Consider the following 21,325-nt stretch of genomic DNA (forward strand, 5'->3'; position numbering starts at 1 on the left):
CGAACGAATCCCCCAACGGTTCTCAACGCTTCTGAACGGTCTCGACGAGGAGAGCGGCACGTGTCACAGGAGAGCTCTGTCCAGGAACAGCCGGACGAGAAGCCGGACGAGAAGCCGGGCGAGGCAACGGACGAGAAGCCGGGCGAGGAGACGTACGACTACGACGTCGTCGTCGTGGGTTCCGGCTTCGGCGGCTCCGTCACCGCCCTGCGGCTGACGGAGAAGGGATACCGCGTGGGTGTCCTCGAAGCGGGCCGCCGCTTCACCCGCGACACGCTCCCCAAGAACTCCTGGGACATCAGGAACTACCTCTGGGCGCCGCGGCTCGGCATGTACGGCATCCAGCGCATCCATCTCCTGGGCAACGTGATGGTGCTCGCCGGCGCGGGCGTGGGCGGCGGTTCGCTCAACTACGCCAACACCCTCTACGTACCGCCGAAGCCGTTCTTCGAGGACCCGCAGTGGAAGGACATCACCGACTGGGAGGAGGAGCTGGGGCCTTACTACGACCAGGCCAAGCGCATGCTGGGCGTGCGGCTCAACCCGACCATGACCCCCTCGGACGTCCACCTCAAGGCTGCCGCGGAGCGGATGGGGGTCGGCGACACCTTCCACATGGCACCGGTCGGCGTGTTCTTCGGCGACGGGCAGGACGCGGACGGCACGGCCGGGGCGAAGCCCGGTGAGGAGGTCGCCGACCCGTACTTCGGCGGCGTCGGGCCCGCGCGCAAGGCCTGCACCGAGTGCGGCGAGTGCATGACCGGCTGCCGCCACGGCGCCAAGAACACCCTCAACGAGAACTATCTCCACCTCGCCGAGAAGGCGGGGGCCGCCGTCCATCCCATGACGACCGTCGTGTCCGTCACCGACGACTCACGCGGCGGCTACGCCGTCCAGACCCTTCCGACCGACGACCGGCGCAAGGGGCGGGGGCGGACGTTCACGGCGCGCCGGGTCGTTCTCGCGGCCGGCACCTACGGCACCCAGACGCTGCTGCACCGCATGAAGGCCGGCGGTCAGCTTCCGCATCTGTCGAAGCGGCTGGGCGAGCTGACCCGTACCAACTCCGAGGCGCTGGTGGGCGCGCAGACCGACGACCGCCGCTACCGCAAGGCGCACGGGACGAAGGCCGACTTCACCCGGGGCGTGGCCATCACGTCCTCGGTCCACCCGGACGCGGACACCCACATCGAACCCGTCCGCTACGGCAAGGGCTCCAACGCGATGGGCGGCATGTCCATCCTCCAGGTCCCCTACGCCGAAGGCTCGTCGAGGGTGGCCGGCTGGTTCGTCAACGCGGCCCGGCATCCGCTGCTCGTGCTCCGGTCGCTCTCCAACCGCCGCTGGTCCGAACGCACCATCATCGGGCTGGTGATGCAGTCCCTCGACAACTCCCTGACGACCTATCTCAAGCCGAAGGGCGCCGGCAAGGGGCTGTTGACGGCACGTCAGGGTCACGGTGTCCCCAACCCCAAGCAGATCGAGGCCGCTTCGCGGGCCGCCTCCGTCCTGGCCGAGGAGATCAACGGCTTCCCGGGCAGCAATGTCGGCGAGCTGATGGGCACCCCGCTCACCGCGCACTTCCTCGGCGGCTGCCCGATCGGAGCCGGTGCCGAGGAGGGCGTCATCGACCCTTACCACCGGCTCTACGGCCACCCGGGCATCTCCGTCGTCGACGGCGCCGCCGTCTCCGCGAACCTCGGCGTCAACCCGTCGCTCACCATCACCGCGCAGGCCGAGCGGGCCATGTCGTTCTGGCCCAACAAGGGCGAGGCCGATCCGCGTCCGGCGCAGGGCGCCTCGTACGAGCGTCTGAAGGCGGTCGAGCCGCACCGTCCCGTCGTCCCCGCGGAGGCGTTCGGCGCGCTGCGGCTGCCGTTCCTCGGCATGCCGGCGATGCCCCCGAAGAAGTAGCCCGGGCCCCGGCCGCGGCGGCGGAGACCCGTAAGGCGAACCGCCGTACACCGGGGACCCGTACACAGAGAACCCGTACACAGCGAACCCGTACAACGAGAAGAAGGACCTGCGCCCCCCTCCGAGCGCAGGTCCTTCTTTTCGTACGGGGCCGACGCGCGCGCCGGCCGTGTGGTGCGGTGTCGTTACGCGTTCGTCCCGGCGGACTTGCGGCGACGGACGACGACCAGTGCGCCGGCACCGGCGACGACGGCGATACCGCCCGCGAGGCCGATCATCGGCAGCGCGGAGCTGGAGCCCGTCTCGGCGAGGCTGCCGTCGACCGAAGGCGTGTTGCTCTTGTCGGCGGGCTTGTCCGAGACCGGGACCTTGCCGCCCTCGGTGGGCTTGGTGCCGTCGGTGTCCGTGCCGGACGCGACGATCTGGAACTTGTAGGCGACCTCGCCGTAGCCGTAGCACTCCGAGTCGGCGTCGCCGTAGATGCTGGCGCCGAGGGAGAAGCCGGCGCCGACCGGGGCACTGGCCTTCACGTTGATACGCAGCGGGATGTCGACCTCGTAGTCGGGCTTGAGCTCGTCGGTGTAGCCGACGTAGCCGACCGCGTAACCCTCGGAGTCGACGTCCTCCCAGACCTTGTCGTCCGGGTTGTACGCCTGGAGCTGGACCTGCTTGCTCTTGAACATGTCCTCGCCGTTCTTGTCGGGCGAGGCGCCCGCGAAGAAGCCGAGGTCGGTGAGGGTGGAGTCCGAGTTGTTCAGGACGTCCAGGGAGAACTTGTGCCATCCGCTGCCCGCGGCGATCTTGCCGGGCAGGCCGTTGATGGAGACCTGGACCTTGGAGTCAGAGCACTCGGACGGCTCGGGCTCGGGGGACTCCGACGCCGACGCGGAGGCGCTCGGGGCCGGTGCGGACTCGGAGGCGGACGTGCTCGGAGCCGGAGCCGACTCGGAGACGGACGCCGAGGCCGAGGCGGAGGCCGACGCCTCGTCGGTCGCCTCGGGGGCCGACTCGCTCGGGCTCGGCTCGGCCGACTCGGTCGCGGACTCGGACACGCTCGCACTCGGGGACGGGCTTTCTTCCGCGAACGCGGCCGGCGCGACCGACAGCAACGCGAGCGGTGCTATGACAGCCGTCGCGGCCGCAGTGGCCATGGCACGGCGAAGCTTCATGAAGACCTCGGTGATCCAGTGCGCCGTGAACTCGCGGCGCGATTTTCGATTTTGTGTGTGGCCGTCCGCGTGTGAACGCGGATGTGACCGTTGGTTCTGCAGGTGAGACCGGCGAGGTCTGAGAATGGTTGTCCTACATCTGACGAGATTCTTATGTGTGCTGGGTCACATCGATGTGCGGCTTGCGCACGCCCGTTCGAGACACTTAGAAAGGCTTCGTGTCTGATCAACAGCCCGGGGAATCCGGTGAGCCGACGGTTCCTGACGACGTGTGGGAACGCTTCGCGCGCGACACCGAGCGCGACATCCGCGCCTCCGCGCCCAAGGAGCCGTCCGCCCGGGCGCGCATGGTGACGGAACGCCTGCGCCTTCAGGACGAGCGGGAGGCCGAGCGGGCCTCCCGCCGGAGCGCCCGCAAGCAGTCGCGTGCGGAGGCGCAGCCCGAGGGATGGCGAACGAGCTCCGCCTGGCGTGAGGCGGACGCGCGCGCCGCCCGGCGCCGCAGGCTGTGGGCGATCTTCGGCATCCCGCTCGCCGTCGCCGTGGCCGTCGTCGCGATGAAGCCGTCCCTGCTGCCCGGCGACCTCTTCGGCGCCTCGTCCGCGTCGGCCTCGGCCTCGCCCGCCCCCGAGCTGCCCGCCGAGACCGTCGCCCCGACGGCGCCGCCCTCCGCCCAGGCCTCGCGGACGCCGACCAGGCAAAGGCCGTTCGCGGGGTCGCCCGCCGAGCGCTGGGCCGAGGGCGCCGACGCCGTCGTCGTCCCGAAGGCCACGCCGGTCGGCTCCCTCACGAAGGAGCAGGTGGCCACCGCGCTGCGGGGGACCAAGAAGCTGCTCGTGGGGGCCAACCTCGACACGGCGACCCTGCGGGGCGAGCGTCCGGAGGCGGCGCTCGCCGTCCTCGACCCCAAGCAGCCCCGCATGCTGGACGACATCGAGCGCATGCTGAGGGCGCCGGAGAAGAAACACGATCCGTTGACCCTGTTCAGCCGCTTCGACCCCCACGAGGTGAGCCTGGTCGGACAGGTGGTCAAGGTGCGCGGCCGGATGACGTTCAAGGAGGGCGAGAAGGGGGCCGTCGCCATCCACGCCGACTACACCTTCGTCTATCCGGTGTCCCCGGTCGGCGGGAGTGAGGACGAGGTGACCCGCACCATCGTGCGCCGCGTCCTCGACGTCACCTTCCTGGATCCGAGGAAGTACCGGCTCACGCCCGGAAAAGTGATGATCAGTCACTACGACGAGCGTGCCGGCAACTCCGCCTGCGACGTCTACGACGGGTTCCTGCACCCGCGGTTCGACTCGGTCGCACCCACCGGCACGGCGTCGACCGGCACGGCGCCGACCGGCCCGACCACCGACCCGTACGACCGCAGCCGTGACCTCGAAGCGTCCCGCAGCGCGGAGTGCGGCACGGTGTCGCGTACCTGACGTCGCACGGTGAAGGGCCCCGCGGGACGCGTGTCCGCGGGGCCCTTCACCGGCGGCACCGGCGTCAGGGCGGCACCGGTGCCTCGAAGCGGCGTCGGGGGATGCGCCGCCGATGGCGGGAGGGGCCGCCCGTCCGCGCCGCTGCCCACGAGGGCGCGCGCACGACGACGGCCTGAACAGGTTCCGTCGGACGGCCCCGGGCGTCCCCGGGGCCGACCGTTCTCTTGAGTGACCGGGCTGCTGTCCCCTGCCGTCCGGTCACACGACCTGGAGCGAGGTCCCACGACGTACGGCACGATCCGTACGTCTCATCGCTCCAGTGAAGCCACGCGTGGTTCTTTCGGGCCCGCCCCTGGCTGACACGGACACCAGAAGAAACGAAGTCCGCGGCACCCCGGATACGCGCCGTACGGGTGAGAGGGAATGCGTACGTGCGTACGCCGGGTGCGGGTCTCAGATCCGGCCGCGGCACAGTTCGAGCAGGATCATGGCCAGCGAGGTGCCCGGCTTGCCGAGGGCGTCCCGGTAGTGGCCGAGGATCTCCATCTCGCGGGAGAGGTTCACCCGGCGGCCGCCCGACGTGATCCGGGCCTCCTGGATCACGGCAGAGACGGCCATGCGTTCCTGCACGAGACCGATGATCCGGTCGTCGAGGGCGTCGATGCGTTCGCGGGCGCCGGTGATCACGTCGGCGGCCTCGTCGGTGCGGGCGCCGGTCTTGTCGAGTACGTCGGCCATGGTGGGGCTCCTCGGTGGAAGGGAAGCCCCGGAGCGACCGGGCCCGGAAACGGCAGACGCCCCGGGCCTTGTCGGCCCGGGGCGCCTGGGAAGTCGCTTGTCAGTTGCTCAAGCAGCACGACCATGGCAGCCGGTGGGCCGGTTGCCATAGGTAAACAGGAAGGTCGTCTGCGTGAGCATGGAGGCAGTATGCACGCGGGCGGCGACGCCGGCCAAGCCGGTTCGGATGCTGAGACCGGGCCCACGGTCCCGCCGGCCCCGACCCGCACCGGTGCGCGGCGCCTCCCGAAGCCCGGCCCGCATCGGTGCACAGCCCCTCTTGAGGCCCGGTCCGCAGCGGTCCGCCCTGGTCCTCGAAGCCCGGCCGTACCGGTTCGTACCGGTCCGGTACCGGGCCGCGAACCCCGGCCCGCACCGGACCGCGGTGGCTCTTGAGGCCCGGTCCGCGTCGGCCCGTCGTGGTCCTCGACGCCTGGCCCGCGCTGGTTCGCACCGGCCCGTCGTAGCCCGCGAGAACCGGCCCGCGCCGGTCCGTCGTGGGCCTTGAAACCCCGGCGGGGCCAGGCCCGTCGCGGCCCCCGGTAGAATCGGCCGTACACACCCTTTTGCTCACCGCCGGAAGGCAGACCGTGCCAGAAGCGTCCCCCGCCGCCCCCGACACCGTCCTGGTCGTCGACTTCGGTGCGCAGTACGCCCAGCTCATCGCCCGTCGCGTCCGTGAGGCCCGGGTCTACAGCGAGATCGTGCCGAGCACCATGCCGGTCCAGGAGATGCTCGCCAAGAACCCGGCCGCGATCATCCTCTCCGGCGGCCCCTCGTCGGTCTACGCGGAGGGCGCCCCGCGCCTGGACCGCGAACTCTTCGAGGCGGGCGTCCCCGTCTTCGGCATGTGCTACGGCTTCCAGCTCATGGCCACGACCCTCGGCGGCACGGTCGACAACACCGGCGCCCGCGAGTACGGCCGCACCCCGCTGCACGTCTCGAAGTCCGGCTCCACCCTGTTCGAGGGCACCCCGGACGAGCAGCCGGTGTGGATGTCGCACGGCGACGCCTGCTCCGCCGCCCCCGAGGGCTTCACCGTCACGGCCTCCACGGACGTCGTCCCGGTCGCCGCCTTCGAGAACGACGAGAAGAAGCTCTACGGCGTCCAGTACCACCCCGAGGTCATGCACTCCACGCACGGCCAGCAGGTCCTGGAGCACTTCCTGTACCGCGGCGCGGGTCTCACCCCGTCGTGGACCACCGGGAACGTCATCGAGGAGCAGGTCGCCCTGATCCGCGAGCAGGTCGGCACCAAGCGCGCGATCTGCGGTCTGTCCGGCGGAGTGGACTCGGCGGTCGCCGCGGCCCTCGTGCAGAAGGCCATCGGCTCCCAGCTCACGTGTGTGTACGTGGACCACGGTCTGATGCGCCAGGGCGAGACCGAGCAGGTCGAGAAGGACTTCGTCGCCGCGACCGGCGTGCAGCTGAAGGTCGTGGACGCGGAGGAGCGCTTCCTCACCGCGCTCAAGGGCGTCTCGGACCCCGAGGAGAAGCGGAAGATCATCGGGCGCGAGTTCATCCGCGTCTTCGAGCAGGCCCAGGCGGAGATCATCGCCGAGGCCGCCGAGGGCGAGGACGTCGCGTTCCTGGTCCAGGGCACGCTCTACCCGGACGTCGTCGAGTCCGGCGGCGGCACCGGCACCGCCAACATCAAGTCCCACCACAACGTGGGCGGCCTCCCCGAGGACCTGGAGTTCCAGCTCGTCGAGCCGCTGCGCAAGCTGTTCAAGGACGAGGTCCGGATGGTCGGCCAGGAGCTCGGCCTGCCGGAGGAGATCGTCCAGCGGCAGCCGTTCCCCGGCCCCGGCCTCGGCATCCGGATCGTCGGCGAGGTGACCAAGGAGCGTCTCGACCTGCTCCGCGCCGCCGACGCCATCGCCCGCGAGGAGCTGACCGCCGCCGGTCTCGACCGCGAGATCTGGCAGTGCCCGGTCGTCCTGCTCGCCGACGTGCGCAGCGTGGGCGTCCAGGGCGACGGCCGGACCTACGGCCACCCGATCGTGCTCCGTCCGGTGTCCAGCGAGGACGCCATGACGGCCGACTGGTCGCGGCTGCCCTACGAGACGCTGGCGAAGATCTCGACGCGCATCACGAACGAGGTCGCGGACGTCAACCGCGTCGTGCTCGACGTGACGAGCAAGCCCCCGGGCACCATCGAGTGGGAGTAGTCCTCCCACGGGCGGGAGGGGACTCCCGCCTCAGGTCCGCTTGAGCGTGCGCACCGGCGCGCCGGGCTTCCAGACCTGGACGACGAGATACGTCTCGTCCTCGACACAGGTCCGCGTGACCTCCGTCAGCTCGGTGCGGAAGAGGTGGAACGGCTCCGGCGGTTCCACCTCTTTCACGTACGCCGCCTTGGCGGGGACGTCGTCGCCCACCTCGACCGCCCGCCCGCTGATCCGTACGTCGCCGCCGCCCATGTCCGTGCCGGCCCCCGGGTTCGCCTGGAGCGCGAAACGGGGGTCGCGGCGCAGGTCGAGCGCCTTGAGGGAGTCCGGCATCATGCCGAGCCACAGCTCGCCGCCGAGGAAACGCACCTCGATGCCGGAGGTGCGGGGCGAGCCGTCCTTGCGGAGGGTCGCGAGGACGTGGTGGGTGAAGGCACCGAAGCGCTGTTCGACGGTCTCGGCGAGGGCCGGTTCGGCTGTGGAGAGGGCTGCCCAGTTCATGCCGCGAGTCTGACGCGCATACCCGACATCTCCTGTCGGGTATGGCCCGTGTCCCTCGGCGTTCCACATTTTTTCTCTCCCCGAACACCCCTGTTCTCCTGCGCTGACCCCGGGTAACTTCCGCTCGTACCGAACACGCCAGTGCTGGAGGACAGATGCACGGGTCCACTCCGCCGCTGCCCCGCCCCACCGACCAGCTCCGCTTCGCCATGCCGCCGATGCACGAGTCGCTGGACGACGAACGGCGGCACCGCAAGGAGCGCCTCGCCGGCGCGCTGCGGCTGTTCGGGCGGCTCGGCTTCGAGGACGGCGTCTCCGGGCACATCACGGCCCGCGACCCGGAGTACAGCGACTGCTTCTGGGTCAATCCGTTCGGCATGCCGTTCAAGCACGTCACCGTGGGCGACCTGGTCATGGCCAACCAGGAGGGCCAGGTGATCGAGGGCCGCTATCACGTGAACCAGGCCGCGTTCACCGTGCACTCCCAGGTCCACGCGGCCCGGCCCGACGTCGTCGCCGTCGCCCACTGCCACTCCGTGCACGGCCGCGCCCTCGCCGCCCTCGGCGACCTGCTCGACCCGATCACCCAGGAGAGCTGCGCGTTCTACGAGGACCACGCGCTGTACGACGCCTACACCGGGGTCGCCGTCGACGCCGAGGAGGGCCGCAGGATCGCGTCCGCGCTGGGCAGCCGCAAGGCGCTGGTGCTGCGCAACCACGGGCTGCTGACCGTCGGGGACTCGGTGGACGCGGCGGCCTGGTGGTTCCTGTCCATGGAACGGTCGAGCCAGGTCCAGCTCACCGCGAAGGCCGCGGGCCGGCCCCTCCTCATCGACCACAAGCAGGCCGTCGCCACCCGCGAACAGCTCGGCGGCGACCTGGTGGCCTGGATCAACTACCAGCCCTTGTGGCAGGACATCAGCCGCAGCGAACCCGATCTGCTCAGCTAGGGGGGGAGAGACAGGGGAGGGGTAGGGGAGGCGTAGGGGGAGGGGCAGGTCCGGGTCCGGGGGCGCAGGCAGGGGCAGGTCCGGGGCGGGTGGGGCGTTCGGGGGTGAGGGGCGGCTCCTCGGCGCGGTGCTAGAAGCCTCGTAGGACTGCCGCCTTCGTCCGCGCGAACTCCTCGTCCGTCAGGACGCCGTCGCGGTGCAGCTCCCCCAACTCCCGCAGCCGGCGCAGCAGTACGTCGTGATGGCCGGACCGCGCCGACGGCACCCCCGGGGCCGGCCGGGGCCGCTCCGCGTACGCTCCGGCGCGCGTGGAGGGATGCGGCAGCCGTGCCGTGACCGCGGTGGCGACCAGCGCGGTGAGCAGGTCACGCCGGGTGCTGCCCCACAGGTCGAGGGCGTACGGGTCCTTCTCGGGCGGCAGTTTAGAGAACACCGCCTCGCCCGTCACGAAACGCAGGAAGCCGTCCCCGTAACCGGAGTTGGGCAGCCACTCGACCTGCGTCAGGTCGCCCAGGTCGATGATCCGCGGCCCCGTCGCCCGCTTGATCCGGTCCGAGGTGTCCGCCCAGTCGATGCGCACCCGCGTCCCGTCGAAGGAGACCGTGCCGTCGCTGGACCGGACGGACACCGGGACGGGCGGCCCCGCGAGCAGATACGTCTTCGCCGGCTCCTTCGGGACCTGGTCCAGGAGCAGCGCGCGGCGGATCTCCTCGGCCACGTACGCGGCCACCCCGGAACGGTCGGCGCCGACCGACAGGCTGTAGGGGTCCGCCGTGTCGGGCAGCCGGCCCCCGGTCGCCTGGAGCAGCGGGTCCGCGCCCTCGCGCAGCCGCAGCCGCAGGCGGCCGCCCCTGCGTTCGGGTTCGTGGACCACACCCGACACCGCCTCCAGCGGGACGGCGATCTCCCCGTACGTCTGCCGGAACAGCGGCACCCTGCGGTGGAGTCCCGGCGTGATCCTGACCGTGCTGCCGTCGAAGGCCCAGGCCCCGTCGCGCTGGATGATCTCGGCCATGGACAAATTCTCGCAGCCGGGTCAACAGGGGATATCTCGCTTCACCCGCGCCGAACCGACCTGACGCATGCGCGGGGTGCCGAGTACGGCACAATTCGCTTTCGTCACAGGAGAGTTGTCGGGTGGGGGCGCGGCAGCCGGAGGTTCGTGACATTCCGGTTCCACGGAGTTCGTCTCCGCGGAGTTCGTTCTGGCGCGGGAAGGCGGCAGTGGGCGTGGCGGTGCAGGAGGCGAGACACGGTGCGGGGCACGGTGCCGGGCCGGGGTCCGGGGCGGGCACCGGGAGGAGCGGTGGCTCCGGTGGCGGGGCGGGTGGCGGGCCGATCGGTGAGCCGGGCGGGGGGCCCGGAGGGCACGAGGGCGGCTGCACGTGCGGGGACTGTCCGCACGGGGCGCGTACGGGGCACCGGCGGGCTGTCGCCGCGTTCCTCGCCAAGCGCGACGCGCTGGCGTCCGGGCAGGGACTGCCCGCCGGTGTCGCGCACTCCGCCTCCGCGTCCCGGCAGTGGGTGTCCGACGAACTCACCCAGTCCGCCGACCTCGTCGCCGAACGCGGCCGCCTCGAGGGCGAGGCGTGGCTGGGCCGGCTGTGGCGGTACACCGCGTACACCGTCTGGGCCGCCGTCGTCGTCCTCCTGCTCGTGCAGGCGCTCACCGCGATCGGGGCCGGCTGGACGGCGGCGCGCACGGCGGGGCTGCTCGCCGCGGTCGTGCTGGCCGTGCTCCTGACCGGGGCGGCCTGGCTGCACCGGGCGCGGGGCGGGGCCCTCGCGCCGGTCATCGGTGAGGACAACCGGCTGTCCACCTCCCGTGCGGTGGCCGCCGGCTGGGTGCTGCTCGTGGTGTACGCGGTGCTCGTGCTGGTGGGCCAGCTCGCCGCGGCCTCCGCGCACGGCCGCCGGGACGAGCTGATCGCCGGGTTCGAACTGGCGCGGGCCGCCGGTGTCGTGACCGTCGTCGCCGTGGTCTGCGGGGTCGCGGTGCTGGTGCGGCGGGTGGTCGGGCTGAGGGTGCTGGGGCAGCGGCTCCAGAAGGTGCGTGCCGATCGGCCGCGGGCGGCGGACCTGCTGACCGACGACTCCGGGCGGGGTGGCTTCGCCGACATCCAGTACGTCGTGATCAGCGCGGCCGCTCTCGTCTTCGCGGCGGTGCGGATGGCTCGGCGGCCGTCGCAGTTGCCCGATCTTCCGTGGGGGCTGGCGCTGTTGGTGCTGGTGTCGGCCGCGACCTATCTCGCCGGGAAGTACGCCGAGGGCGGGCGGCCGGTGATCCTCTCCGTGGTCCGGTCCCGAGAGGCGGGCGATCTGGACGCGCCCATCCGTACCGGGGACGACATCGAGATCCGGGGGGCCGGGTTCGTGCCGCCGGGGGCGCAGACCGCGGACCGGCTGTCGCGGATGGTCGTGCGGATCGGGGTGGTGCATGTGCATGTGCCGCTGGTGCCGGTGTCCGGGGGCTTCAGCAATCCCACGGACGCGGTGCTGACCGTGCCTGTGCCGGTGGATGTGGAGCCGGGGCGGGTGGAGGTGCAGGTGGTGACCGCGGCGGGTGTCGAGACGAACCGGTACGAGATCGATGTGACGGACTGAGCCGGTGCGGGCGTCGCGGGTTCCGCCGGTGGGTGGGTCGGGGCCGTGCCGGTGCATCAGGCCGCCGCTGTCGGGCAGAGAAGTGACCGTTAGTGGCGACGGCCATCGATGTACCGACACGTCCCCTTCCGCCGGATCCCGGCTGCGGGTGCGTGCTCACTTGGGTGCGGGCGCAGCATTCCCCCGCCAGCGAAAGCTTTCAGCCCCGCCAGGGAAAGTTTCCAGTCCCGCCAGGAAAGGCTTTCAGCCCCGGCCGGCGAAAGTTCAGCCCCTCCGGCGTTTGAGGAGCGGGGTCTGGGGCGGAGCCCCAGGTACGGGACGGGTAGGGGCGGAGGGGGCGAGGAAAGGTTTGGGGGGGTCGGGGAGAGGTGGGGTCGGTGGGGGTATGCCGAGAGGTGAGGCCCGGAAAAGGTTCCCTCGGCTGAGTCGGGGAACCGATTCGTACGTATGGTCTGTTGAGTGGTCAACGGCACGCGGGCGAGAGGCGGCGGAGAACGATGACTCACGGTACGCGGACGGACACGCACACCCGGTATCTGGGAGAACGCCGGGACTGGCGGGACACCGCCACCCACTACGCCCTGCTCCCCCTGCGGATCTTCCTCGGCGTCACCTTCATCTACGCCGGCCTCGACAAACTCACGGACAGCGCCTTCATGAAGGCCTCCGGCTCGGGCTCGATCGGCGACATGATGCGCACGGTGCGTGATTCCTCCGCGATACCGGCCCTCGTCGACCTGTCCCTGAAGAACCCCGTCGGCTTCGGCTACGCCATCGCGTTCGGCGAACTGGCCGTCGGGATCGGCACCTTGATCGGCCTGTTCGCCCGCCTCGCCGCGCTCGGCGGAGCCGTCATCTCGCTCAGCCTGTGGCTGACCGTGAGCTGGGCCTCCGACCCGTACTACTACGGCAACGACCTCCCGTACCTGTTCCTCTGGACCCCCCTCGTGCTGGCCGGGGCGTCCTACTGGTCGCTGGACGCCGTGATCCGGCAACGACGGCGGCAACGGGCCGGGTACTGACGGTACTGACGCCGGCATCCGGGACGGTCACGGGGAGAAGGCCAGGGGCCTACGATTTCGCGGCCCCCGCCCCCCGGTTCGTGCGGCGTCTGCGGACGGCGTGGTTCACGGATGCCACGGCCCCCGCCAGACAGAGGCCGATCACGACGACGGGGATGATGGCGAACCACTCGGTGTCCCACCAGCCGCCCGCGTCTCCGGCGTAGGCGACGCCCCCGGCGGTGAGGAACAGACCCACCACGAGCTTTCCGGGCTGGAACTCATGACGTGGCACGGGCCACCTCCGCCTGGCCGACTCCGACCTGCAGGTCGAGGTCGAAGGTGCCGCCGTCCTTGCCGCCCGTCGCCGGCGGCAGGGTCACCCGCTTGTGCTTGCCCGGTTCCACGTCCACGTCCTTCTTGTCGTCGCCCGGAAGCTGGATGTCGCCGACACCCACCTCGATGGTCAGCCGCACGGTCGCGTCCTTGGGGACGATCACCTTGAGCCGGCCCGCGCCCACCTCGGCGTTCGTCTTCACCGTCTGCCCCTTGGCCAGGTCGACACGGCTGAGGTCGAGCGTGCCCACTCCCGTGCCGAGGTCGTACGCCGGCCGTACGCCGGCCGCTGTCGCCGGGGTCCAGTCCGTCCGCACCCAGTGTGTGCCGATGTCCTTCGGCAGGGCCGCGGAGGCCGCGAGGAGAACGGCCGTGATCAGCGCCAGGAAGACCGTCCCCGCGCCCGTGCGACCGCGGAACGAGCTCACCGCGATGCCCAGGCCGAACACGATGAGCGCGGCCGCGAGCCCGGCCTGAAGGCTGGTGCCGAGCGAGTGGTCGTGCCAGTTCAGACTCGTGGTCAGGCCGCCCGCGAGGAGGGCGAGCAGGAAGACGCGGCCGCCGATCGGGCGGGGGCCGCGCTGTCCGCGCTCCGGTCCCGTCCGCGAGGCGGGGCGCGAGGTGCCCCGGGCGCTGTCGAGGGCGGCCGCGACATCGCGGTCCCGGGTCTCCACGGGGCCCCACATGTAGCCGGTGCCGCCGACGTGCGAGCCGTCCTTGACGATCGGGTCGCGCCACCAGGAGGGATAGGAGTCGGGGACGGGCGGGGCCTTCGCCTCCGGCGGCGCGTCGGCGACGGCCTGCGCGGCCAGCGGGTCCGGGTCGGCGGCGCCGCGGTTGTGCGACCAGTAGCCGGCGCCCGCCAGCAGCAGGGACAGGACGACGGCGAACGTCAGCACGCCGCCGTTCTTCAGCATGGACAGGAACACTCCGCAGCCGACCAGCGCGAAGAGCACGGCGGTCAGCGCGGGCCCGTCGACACGGCCCGTGAGCAGCTTGCGGACCTCGTTCTCCTCCTCGTCGTCGTACGGGACGAAGAGCCAGGCGAAGCCGTAGAAGATGAGGCCGATGCCGCCGGTCGCGGCGAGCACCGCGAGCACGATGCGGAAGATCACCGGGTCCATGTCGCACTGCCGGCCGAGCCCGGCGCACACCCCGCCGAGCATCTTCTGCCGGCGGTCGCGCCGGAACCGGTGCGGCGCTCCGGAGGAGGCGGCGTCGGCGTCCGCCGACCCTGCCGTGGCCGCCTCCCGGCGAGCGCGCGGCTCGTCGCCCGGAGCGGTGCCGGGGTCCGGCTCCGCCGCCGCGTGCTGCTGATCTGTCATGCGTCCATGGTGACGGGCGGGACGGCGCGGCGGCAGTCGGGATGACCCTGGCCGAACCCTGATATCCGCCCCCGAAAGGCGGATGGGGACTGTTCGAGGGCCGGTTCTCGAAGATCAGGGGAGTATCCGGGGCCGACCCTGATGCTCCGGCCTCCCGGGCGTGTGACCATCGGTGGCATGCCGGAAGCCGCAGTCCTGTCCGCCGACGACCCGCGGCCCCCGCGCAAGCTCTACCGAAGCAGCGACGGACGCTGGCTCGGCGGAGTGGCGCGGGGGCTCGCCGGGCATCTCGGGCTGCCCGTGGTCTGGGTGCGGCTGGTGTTCGTCGGACTGTTCATGGCCGACGGACTCGGCGCGCTGCTGTACGCCGCGTTCTGGTTCTTCGTGCCGCTCGGTGTCGGCGGCGTCGGCTCCGGCCGTACCCCGGCGTTCACCACCGAGACCTCGCCCGACGGCCGGCGCAGACTGGTGGCCCGCAAGCCGGACAAGGGCCAGATCGTCGCCCTTCTCCTCATGGTCGTCGTGGCCATGGTCTTCGTCGGCAACGTCAATCTCGGCGGCGGCACGAAGGCGTACCTGTGGCCGACGGTCCTCGTCGGCGCGGGCGTCGCCCTGGTCTGGCGGCAGGCGGACAACGCGCGGCGGGCCCGCTGGGCGGAGGTCGGCCGCCGTCGCCGCACCCTCAGCCTGCTGCGGTCCGCGGCGGGCGTGCTCCTCGTCACCGCCGGCGTCTCCGGGATCTTCGTCCTCCAGGGCTCCGCGGCCCACCTCGGCTCCGTGCTCCAGGCGGCGCTCGCGGTCCTCGTCGGCATCGCGCTGCTCGCCGGCCCCTATCTGATCCGGATGACCCAGGACCTCTCCGAGGAGCGCCTGATGCGCATCCGCGCGCAGGAGCGGGCCGAAGTCGCCGCGCACGTGCACGACTCGGTGCTGCACACCCTGACCCTGATCCAGCGCAACGCGGAGAACGCGAACGAGGTGCGGCGCCTGGCCCGCGCCCAGGAGCGCGATCTGCGGGCCTGGCTCTACAAACCGGACGGCAGCGGCAAGGACGAGGACGAGGAGCCCGCCACCCTCGCCGAGGCGGTCCGCGGCCACGCCGCCGAGGTCGAGGACAAGCACGGCGTCCCCATCGAGGTCGTCGTCGTGGGCGACTGCCCGCTCGACGACCGGCTGACCGCACAGATGCAGGCGGCGAGGGAAGCGATGGTGAACGCGGCCAAGTACGGTGGCGAGGGCGGCGCCGTGCAGGTCTACGCCGAAGTCGAGGGCAGGACGGTCTTCGTGTCCGTCCGTGACCGCGGCCCCGGTTTCGACCTCGACGCGATACCCGCCGACCGCATGGGCGTCAGAGAATCGATCATCGGCCGCATGGAGCGCAACGGCGGCACGGCGCGACTGCGCGCGGTGCCGGACGGGGGCACGGAGGTCGAGCTGGAGATGGAGAGGGCGGAGAAAACGTCATGAGCGACACGAACGAGCCTGTGGAGTCCGGTGGTTCGGCCGCGGAGGCCTCCGGTGCCACCGCGTCCGCCGACGCCGGAGCCGAGGGCGGGCGCCGGGTGCGCGTGGTGCTCGTGGACGACCACCGCATGTTCCGTACGGGGGTCCAGGCCGAGATCGGGGAGACCGCGCGGACCGGCGTCGAGGTGGTCGGCGAGGCCGCGGACGTCGACCAGGCGGTCACGGTCATCACGGCCACCCGCCCCGAGGTCGTCCTCCTCGACGTCCATCTCCCCGGCGGCGGAGGCGTCGAAGTGCTGCGCCGCTGCGCGCCGTTGATGGCCGACGCCGAGCAGCCGGTCCGTTTCCTCGCGCTGTCCGTGTCGGACGCCGCGGAGGACGTGATCGGCGTGATCCGCGGCGGCGCCCGGGGGTACGTCACGAAGACGATCACCGGCACGGACCTCGTGGACTCGGTCTTCCGCGTCCAGGACGGCGACGCGGTCTTCTCCCCGCGCCTGGCCGGATTCGTCCTCGACGCCTTCGCCTCCACCGACGCCCCGCCCGTGGACGAGGACATGGACCGTCTCACCCAGCGCGAACGCGAGGTCCTGCGCCTCATCGCCCGCGGGTACGCGTACAAGGAGATCGCCAAGCAGCTCTTCATCTCCGTCAAGACGGTCGAGTCGCACGTCTCGGCGGTCCTGCGCAAGCTCCAGCTCTCGAACCGCCACGAGCTGACCCGCTGGGCGACGGCGCGCCGGCTGGTCTGACCCCGGCGTTCAGGCGACCCGGGTGGCCCCGGCGAAGGGCATCTCGCTGATCGGGGCCACCCGCACGGGCGCCGACGGGTTCGGGGCGTGGATCATCTGGCCGTTGCCGATGTAGATGCCCACATGGGTGATGCCCGCGTAGAAGAACACCAGGTCGCCGGGCTGGAGTTCGGAGCGGGTGACCCGCGTGCCGGCGTTGATCTGGGAGTAGGTCGTACGGGGCAGGGAGACGCCCGCGGAACGGTACGCGGCCTGGGCGAGCCCGGAACAGTCGAAGGCGTTGGGCCCGGTGGCACCCCAGACGTAGGGGCTGCCGAGCTTCGCGTAGGCGTAGGCGACGGCGGCCGCCGCCCGGGAGTTGGGCGCCGCGGTGCCCGCTCCGGCGGCCCCGGACGACGCGACCGGTGCGGGGTCGCGGGACGTGTCGCGCGAGACGTGCTGCTGGTCGCCCGCGCCGCCCCGCTCCGCGTACTGCGTGCGCTGCTCCGGGGTGAGGCGGTCGAGCAGCCGGCGTGCCGCGGTGAGCTTCTCGTTGACCGTCTTCTTGTGCTGCTTCAGCTCGGTCTGCCGCGACTTGAGCCTGGCCAGTTCGATGTTCGCCGCCCCGCGCAGCTGCTCCAGCTCGTGCAGCTGTTTGCGTACCCCCGCGATCTGGGCCGACTGGCGGGTGCCGACCCGCTCGGCGAGCGCGGCCCCGTCCAGGTACTGGTCGGGGTGGTCGGAGAGCGCGAGCTGGACCACGGGGTCGAGCCCGCCGCTGCGGTACTGCGCGGCCGCCATCGAACCGAGCGCGTCCCGGGCCGAGTTGAGCCGGTCCTCCCGGCGGGCCGCCTCGTCGCGGAGCTTTCTCAGCTTCGTCTCCGCCTGGCCGGCCTTCTCCTTGGCGCCGTTGTACTTCTCGGTGGCGGCCTCCGCCTCCTCGTACAGCTTGTCGACCCTGGCCTTCACCTGCGCCGGGGAGAGCTGGGGGTCGGCGTGGCCGACGCCGTCGAAGCCGGTGGCCGTCGCCGCGCCCGCGAGGGCGATGGTGACCGCTGTGCGAGCCGTGTTTCCGCCGACCGAACGCTGCCTGGCCTTGCGGTGCGCTGCCACGAGGGCCCACATCCTTCCGTGCGACCGCCCCTGAGGTGCGGTCAAGCGGTGACACGTCCGGCGGCGGCGCACACAGGGGGAGCGGGCCGCCGCCGGACCTTCTCGGCGGTGGTGTCCGACTGCCGTCCCTGGCCCGGACGGTGGTGGGGAGCCGGTCACCTGGTGGAGGACGCTAAACCTGAGAGCGCGCTGTTGGTAACGCTATGTACGGAACTATTGCGATTGGATCGCCAAGTGACCAAATGTGGCCAAGATCCTGGTCGTACGTCGCCGACTTCACGCAGGGTGATGACCGAAGTGGGGAATCCCGGACAGTCCGCATGATGCTGGTGCTATGGGTGACGCGCGACGGTCCGGTGGAGAGGGAGTGGAGGAAGGGGCGCCCCGGTCGGGAGGGGCCCGGTGGGAAGGGGCCGGTAGGGAGGGGCCCGGTCGGCGGGGGCGTCAGGGGGTGCGATTAGGCTCCGGCCCCATGGACGTACTCATCCATCTCTTCGTCGGCCTGCACATCATCGGCATCGCCGCGCTCCTCGGCGGCTTCCTCACGCAGATGAAGGCGATGGGCAAGGGCACCGCCCGCTTCGTCCCCGCGATGCTGCACGGCGCGCTGACCATGCTGGTGACCGGAGTCGCCCTGGTCGGGCTCAACCAGGCCGACGGCAGCACGGTCAGCACCGTCAAGATCGGTGTGAAGCTGGCCCTGCTGATAGTGATCCTCGGGCTCGTCTACGTGAAGCGGGACGACGAGACGGTGGACAAGCGCCTGTTCGGCCTCGTCGGGCTGCTGACCGTCGCGAACATCTTCATCGCCGTCCTGTGGACCTGACCGGCCCGCACATCGCCCCGCGGCGGACCTGACGGCGGCTCCGATGGCGGCCCCGGTGACGGGGGATCCACCGGCCGCGTCACCTCCGCGAGGGCGGATCTGCCGGCCGCTCAGGCTCGGTGACGCCGGACCCCCGCCGCGTCACCCCGTACCCCTGACCTGAAGGCGAAAGCGGTCCCCGCGACCGCCGCGAGCCAGGCCGCCACCGCGATCCACAGCAGCACCTGCCCGGTCCCCTTGAGCCAGAAGACGTCGAGGGCGGCCGACACCGCCAGGGTCGCCACCGCCGACATCCCCATCGGGAAGACGGACGACCAGCGCCGTACGTCGTACCGCGGGCGCGGCCACACCACCTCCGCGACGGCCAGCAGGGCGTAGCAGGCGAGGTCGAGCACGAGCAGCGCGCCGGTCGTCGCGCGCAGGACGCCCTGGTCGTCGTTGTTCCACAGGTACGGATTCACGTCGTGCGCCACGACGAGCCCCGCCCCGGCCAGTGCCGAGATGCCCAGCGCGCCGGCCGCGATCCAGTGGTCCCCGGCTCCCTTCCGCACCTCCCGCGGGTCGAAGGCCGCGAATGAGAGCACGTAGAGCGCGATCCCCAGCCAGAACAGCGCCATCGCGGCGTGCGCGAGCCAGTCCGAACCCACCTCGGTGGCGATCGCCGACCCCAGGACCGAGAGGCCCTGTGTGGCCACGCAGACGAGGAACACCTCTCCGGTCCCGCGGCGCCGCCAGCGCCGCAGGACGGAGAGCAGCAGGACCGGCCAGAGCAGGGCCGACAGTGCGAGCAGGATCTCGGCGAGCGTCCGCCACCCGAGGGCCGAGAACCGGGTGCCGAGCACGGTGGTCGCCGCGACCGCGTCGAGCCCGGCGGGAGTGCCCGCCCGGCGCGCCCATTGCTCCCGGTCGCCGACCAGCCGGCCGAGGAAGTCCGAGGCGAGCGCGACCCAGGCGAGCGACGCGAGGACCAGCGCGATCCCGGACAGGACCTCGTAGCCGGTCAGGTGCAGCCCGATCGAGAGGATGCCGGTGGCCATGACGGCGGCCCCGGCGGCGGGCGCCCACCCCGCCCACCAGGCGCGGAGCGGAATGGTGTCCGTCATGTCCGGTGTGTCTGGCATGCGTCGATGCTAGGGACCCGCGGTGCGGTTGCGGGCGGGCCACGCGCGGACGGGACGAAAACGCGGGGCACGCGCGCGAGGATCGGAAGCGTCCCGCGCGCGGCCCCGCGACAGGGGCCTTCGTGTCCCGCGCTACGCCGGGCGCACCACGCTGTGGATCGCCGAGGTGCCGTCGTAGTAGATCGACTCCTCGCGGACGTACGCTCCCGGCTTCGGCGCGTGGATCATCATGCCGTCGCCGATGTAGACGCCGACGTGGCTGATGTCGTCGTAGAAGAAGACCAGGTCGCCGGGCTGCGCGTCGGCGAGGGAGACCGTCGTGCCGGCGTTCACCTGGTCGTAGGTGACGCGCGGGAGGCTGACGCCCGCGGCCTTCCAGGCGGCCTGGGTCAGACCCGAGCAGTCGTAGGAGTCGGGGCCGGTGGCACCCCAGACGTAGGGCTTGCCGATCTGCGCGCGGGCGAACGCGAGCGCCTTGGCCGCCTTCGTCGAGGCGGAGGAGTCCGTGGCCGTCGATCCCGACGACGACCCGTCGGCCGAGCCGGTGGCCGAACCGGCGGTGCTGTCCGACGACTGCGCCTGCGCGGCCTTCTCGGCGGCGGCCTGCTGCCGCGCCAGCTCCGCCGCCTTGGCCGCGGCCTGCTCCTGCTTCTTCTTCTCGATCGCCGCCAGGCGCGCCTTTTCCTCGGCGTTCAGATCCGAGAGCAGGTCGCGCGCCGCGGCGAGCTTGCGCTGCACCTCGGCCTTGGACGTCTTGAGCGCCTTCTGCGATGCGGTCAGCGACTCCAGGTTCTCGGTGGCCTCCGTCCGCTTCTTGGTCGTCGCCGCCTGCTCGGTGATGTAGTCGTCGACGGCCGCCTTCTGGCGGGTCGTCAGACGGTTCATCAACTGGGTCTGGTCGAAGTAGTCCTGGGGGTCGTCCGCGAGCAGCAGGGTCGCGGTGTCGGGCGCGGCGGCCCCGGTGCGGTACTGCGCCGCGGCGAACGACCCCAGTTCCTCGCGCGCGGTGTTGAGCTTCTCGGTGCGCCGGGCGACGTCGTCGAGCAGGGTGTCGACGCGCTTGCGCTGCTTGGCGGTCTTCTCCCGGGTCGCGTTGTACTTCTCCGTGGCGGACTCGGCCTGGTGGTAGAGGTCGTCGACCTTCTTCGAGACCTCCTCGATGCTGGGCCTGGGCTCGGCCGAGGGGGCGGCGTTGGCGGTCTGGGAGAGCAGGGCCACGGAGGTGAGGGCCGCGGTGGCGAGGGCGGGGGTCCGTATGCCTGCGATGCGCGCACCGGTGGGACGCGCCTTGCGGTGTGACGCCAAGAGAGGCGACTCCTTCCGTCATCCGCCTACCGAGTTAGCTGTCGGGTTCGGGCGGGTGGTTCCGGAAGGCTGCCCTACGGTCCGTGCCCCACAAGGCGGTTGGACCGATTCACCCCAAGGTCGGTGGGTCCCCGGCTCCGGGGCCTCGCGGCGCACCGGACTCGGCGGAGGCCGCCCGGCCCGGCGATGTTCGCCGGATGCGGTCGAGCGGCCTTCGAGCACGCTAGCCAACCGGTGTGGCCCGTGTGAAGGTTGATGCCCGATACGCCCGATACATTTCCGTGACCTTTGCCGCATGTGCCGTCGCAGACCTCTCGCAGGTGCCGCCTCCGCTGTCGCCGCGCATGCGCCGCCGCAGCCCCCGCGTACGCTGCCGTAGGCGTCGCCCCATGTTTCGTCGCGGGCGCACCGCAGGTGCCGCCGCGCGTGCCGTCGCAGACGCCCCGCGCGTCTCGTCGCAGACGCCCCGCACGTGCCGTCGCAGGCGCCGCCACATGTGCTGTCGCAGGCAACCCGCTCGCCCTGTCCTGGCCGCCGCACTCGCTCCCCCTTCTTCCAGCCCGGCTCGTGGGCCCGCCCGCCTTCCC

The 21,325-nt window shown here is 71.7% G+C and carries 18 protein-coding genes and 1 riboswitch; of the genes, 9 read left to right on the forward strand and 9 right to left on the reverse strand.

All coding sequences use genetic code 11. The features are described 5' to 3' along the window. Positions 1–60: 60 nt before the first annotated feature. Entirely contained in the window at positions 61–1,914 is a 1,854-nt protein-coding gene (locus ACFYYF_RS06605) for a GMC family oxidoreductase N-terminal domain-containing protein (protein WP_388772089.1), read from the forward strand. A gap of 185 nt (positions 1,915–2,099) precedes the next feature. On the opposite strand, the gene ACFYYF_RS06610 is transcribed toward ACFYYF_RS06605, so the two are convergent. Continuing rightward, the gene (locus ACFYYF_RS06610) at positions 2,100–3,083 is read right to left on the reverse strand and encodes an LAETG motif-containing sortase-dependent surface protein (RefSeq protein ID WP_365480733.1); all 984 of its coding nucleotides are present in this window, start codon (positions 3,081–3,083) and stop codon (positions 2,100–2,102) included. A gap of 218 nt (positions 3,084–3,301) precedes the next feature. On the opposite strand from ACFYYF_RS06610, the gene ACFYYF_RS06615 reads away from it, so the two are divergent. Next, positions 3,302–4,513, forward strand: coding sequence for a hypothetical protein (locus tag ACFYYF_RS06615; RefSeq protein ID WP_388772092.1), 1,212 nt, complete (start codon positions 3,302–3,304; stop codon positions 4,511–4,513). Between the two features lie 453 nt (positions 4,514–4,966). Here the strand turns inward: ACFYYF_RS06615 and ACFYYF_RS06620 are convergent, their stop codons facing one another. Further along, on the reverse strand, positions 4,967–5,251 hold the full coding sequence (locus tag ACFYYF_RS06620; RefSeq protein WP_326785978.1) for a chorismate mutase: 285 nt from the start codon (positions 5,249–5,251) through the stop codon (positions 4,967–4,969). Positions 5,252–5,880: 629 nt separating this feature from the next. Here ACFYYF_RS06620 and guaA point away from each other — a divergent pair. Then, complete coding sequence (guaA, locus tag ACFYYF_RS06625) at positions 5,881–7,461, forward strand: glutamine-hydrolyzing GMP synthase (RefSeq protein ID WP_361676537.1); 1,581 nt, start codon at positions 5,881–5,883, stop codon at positions 7,459–7,461. A gap of 30 nt (positions 7,462–7,491) precedes the next feature. Here the strand turns inward: guaA and ACFYYF_RS06630 are convergent, their stop codons facing one another. Next, a complete protein-coding gene (locus ACFYYF_RS06630) occupies positions 7,492–7,962 on the reverse strand; it encodes a pyridoxamine 5'-phosphate oxidase family protein (RefSeq protein ID WP_365480727.1) in 471 nt (156 codons plus the stop codon). Positions 7,963–8,117: 155 nt separating this feature from the next. On the opposite strand from ACFYYF_RS06630, the gene ACFYYF_RS06635 reads away from it, so the two are divergent. Further along, a complete protein-coding gene (locus tag ACFYYF_RS06635; RefSeq protein WP_361676531.1) occupies positions 8,118–8,912 on the forward strand; it encodes a class II aldolase/adducin family protein in 795 nt (264 codons plus the stop codon). Positions 8,913–9,042: 130 nt separating this feature from the next. Here the strand turns inward: ACFYYF_RS06635 and ACFYYF_RS06640 are convergent, their stop codons facing one another. Then, a complete protein-coding gene (locus ACFYYF_RS06640) occupies positions 9,043–9,927 on the reverse strand; it encodes a DUF4429 domain-containing protein (protein ID WP_388772095.1) in 885 nt (294 codons plus the stop codon). A 323-nt stretch (positions 9,928–10,250) separates the two neighbouring features. Here ACFYYF_RS06640 and ACFYYF_RS06645 point away from each other — a divergent pair, with 323 nt between their 5' ends. Next, complete coding sequence (locus tag ACFYYF_RS06645; protein ID WP_361677318.1) at positions 10,251–11,516, forward strand: hypothetical protein; 1,266 nt, start codon at positions 10,251–10,253, stop codon at positions 11,514–11,516. Positions 11,517–12,013: 497 nt separating this feature from the next. Continuing rightward, a complete protein-coding gene (locus ACFYYF_RS06650; protein WP_388772097.1) occupies positions 12,014–12,538 on the forward strand; it encodes a DoxX family protein in 525 nt (174 codons plus the stop codon). A gap of 49 nt (positions 12,539–12,587) precedes the next feature. Here ACFYYF_RS06650 and ACFYYF_RS06655 read toward each other — a convergent pair whose 3' ends face one another. Both ACFYYF_RS06655 and ACFYYF_RS06660 read right to left on the reverse strand, forming a co-directional pair. Further along, on the reverse strand, positions 12,588–12,812 hold the full coding sequence (locus ACFYYF_RS06655) for a hypothetical protein (RefSeq protein ID WP_388772099.1): 225 nt from the start codon (positions 12,810–12,812) through the stop codon (positions 12,588–12,590). After that, complete coding sequence (locus tag ACFYYF_RS06660) at positions 12,799–14,178, reverse strand: PspC domain-containing protein (RefSeq protein WP_388772101.1); 1,380 nt, start codon at positions 14,176–14,178, stop codon at positions 12,799–12,801. Before ACFYYF_RS06660 ends, ACFYYF_RS06655 begins: the two co-directional genes overlap by 14 nt. A gap of 177 nt (positions 14,179–14,355) precedes the next feature. Here ACFYYF_RS06660 and ACFYYF_RS06665 point away from each other — a divergent pair, with 177 nt between their 5' ends. Both ACFYYF_RS06665 and ACFYYF_RS06670 read left to right on the forward strand, forming a co-directional pair. After that, entirely contained in the window at positions 14,356–15,645 is a 1,290-nt protein-coding gene (locus ACFYYF_RS06665) for a PspC domain-containing protein (protein WP_361676516.1), read from the forward strand. Further along, the gene (locus tag ACFYYF_RS06670) at positions 15,642–16,394 is read left to right on the forward strand and encodes a response regulator transcription factor (protein WP_361676513.1); all 753 of its coding nucleotides are present in this window, start codon (positions 15,642–15,644) and stop codon (positions 16,392–16,394) included. The genes ACFYYF_RS06665 and ACFYYF_RS06670 overlap by 4 nt, the downstream gene beginning before the upstream one ends. A gap of 9 nt (positions 16,395–16,403) precedes the next feature. On the opposite strand, the gene ACFYYF_RS06675 is transcribed toward ACFYYF_RS06670, so the two are convergent. After that, positions 16,404–17,486: an NlpC/P60 family protein gene (locus ACFYYF_RS06675; RefSeq protein ID WP_388772105.1), complete on the reverse strand. Its 1,083-nt coding sequence runs from the start codon at positions 17,484–17,486 to the stop codon at positions 16,404–16,406. 472 nt (positions 17,487–17,958) lie between these two features. Between ACFYYF_RS06675 and ACFYYF_RS06680 the strand changes: the two genes are divergently transcribed. Continuing rightward, a complete protein-coding gene (locus ACFYYF_RS06680) occupies positions 17,959–18,312 on the forward strand; it encodes a hypothetical protein (RefSeq protein ID WP_388772106.1) in 354 nt (117 codons plus the stop codon). A gap of 110 nt (positions 18,313–18,422) precedes the next feature. On the opposite strand, the gene ACFYYF_RS06685 is transcribed toward ACFYYF_RS06680, so the two are convergent. Both ACFYYF_RS06685 and ACFYYF_RS06690 read right to left on the reverse strand, forming a co-directional pair. Then, positions 18,423–19,433: a tellurite resistance/C4-dicarboxylate transporter family protein gene (locus ACFYYF_RS06685; protein ID WP_388772109.1), complete on the reverse strand. Its 1,011-nt coding sequence runs from the start codon at positions 19,431–19,433 to the stop codon at positions 18,423–18,425. Between the two features lie 132 nt (positions 19,434–19,565). After that, positions 19,566–20,738, reverse strand: coding sequence for an NlpC/P60 family protein (locus tag ACFYYF_RS06690; RefSeq protein ID WP_388772111.1), 1,173 nt, complete (start codon positions 20,736–20,738; stop codon positions 19,566–19,568). A gap of 7 nt (positions 20,739–20,745) precedes the next feature. Beyond that, positions 20,746–20,915: riboswitch (cyclic di-AMP (ydaO/yuaA leader) on the reverse strand. Positions 20,916–21,325 lie beyond the last annotated feature (410 nt).

Source organism: Streptomyces sp. NPDC001914, assembly GCF_042891215.1.
GTDB lineage: Bacteria > Actinomycetota > Actinomycetes > Streptomycetales > Streptomycetaceae > Streptomyces.

Excerpts from the sequence above, each read along its gene's own strand:
- ACFYYF_RS06610 (WP_365480733.1), bottom strand. The coding sequence starts at position 3,083 with ATGAAGCTTCGCCGTGCCATGGCCACTGCGGCCGCGACGGCTGTCATA.
- ACFYYF_RS06620 (WP_326785978.1), bottom strand. The coding sequence starts at position 5,251 with ATGGCCGACGTACTCGACAAGACCGGCGCCCGCACCGACGAGGCCGCC.
- ACFYYF_RS06630 (WP_365480727.1), bottom strand. The coding sequence starts at position 7,962 with ATGAACTGGGCAGCCCTCTCCACAGCCGAACCGGCCCTCGCCGAGACC.
- ACFYYF_RS06635 (WP_361676531.1), top strand. The coding sequence starts at position 8,118 with ATGCACGGGTCCACTCCGCCGCTGCCCCGCCCCACCGACCAGCTCCGC.
- ACFYYF_RS06640 (WP_388772095.1), bottom strand. The coding sequence starts at position 9,927 with ATGGCCGAGATCATCCAGCGCGACGGGGCCTGGGCCTTCGACGGCAGC.
- ACFYYF_RS06650 (WP_388772097.1), top strand. The coding sequence starts at position 12,014 with ATGACTCACGGTACGCGGACGGACACGCACACCCGGTATCTGGGAGAA.
- ACFYYF_RS06660 (WP_388772101.1), bottom strand. The coding sequence starts at position 14,178 with ATGACAGATCAGCAGCACGCGGCGGCGGAGCCGGACCCCGGCACCGCT.
- ACFYYF_RS06665 (WP_361676516.1), top strand. The coding sequence starts at position 14,356 with ATGCCGGAAGCCGCAGTCCTGTCCGCCGACGACCCGCGGCCCCCGCGC.
- ACFYYF_RS06670 (WP_361676513.1), top strand. The coding sequence starts at position 15,642 with ATGAGCGACACGAACGAGCCTGTGGAGTCCGGTGGTTCGGCCGCGGAG.
- ACFYYF_RS06680 (WP_388772106.1), top strand. The coding sequence starts at position 17,959 with ATGGACGTACTCATCCATCTCTTCGTCGGCCTGCACATCATCGGCATC.
- ACFYYF_RS06685 (WP_388772109.1), bottom strand. The coding sequence starts at position 19,433 with ATGCCAGACACACCGGACATGACGGACACCATTCCGCTCCGCGCCTGG.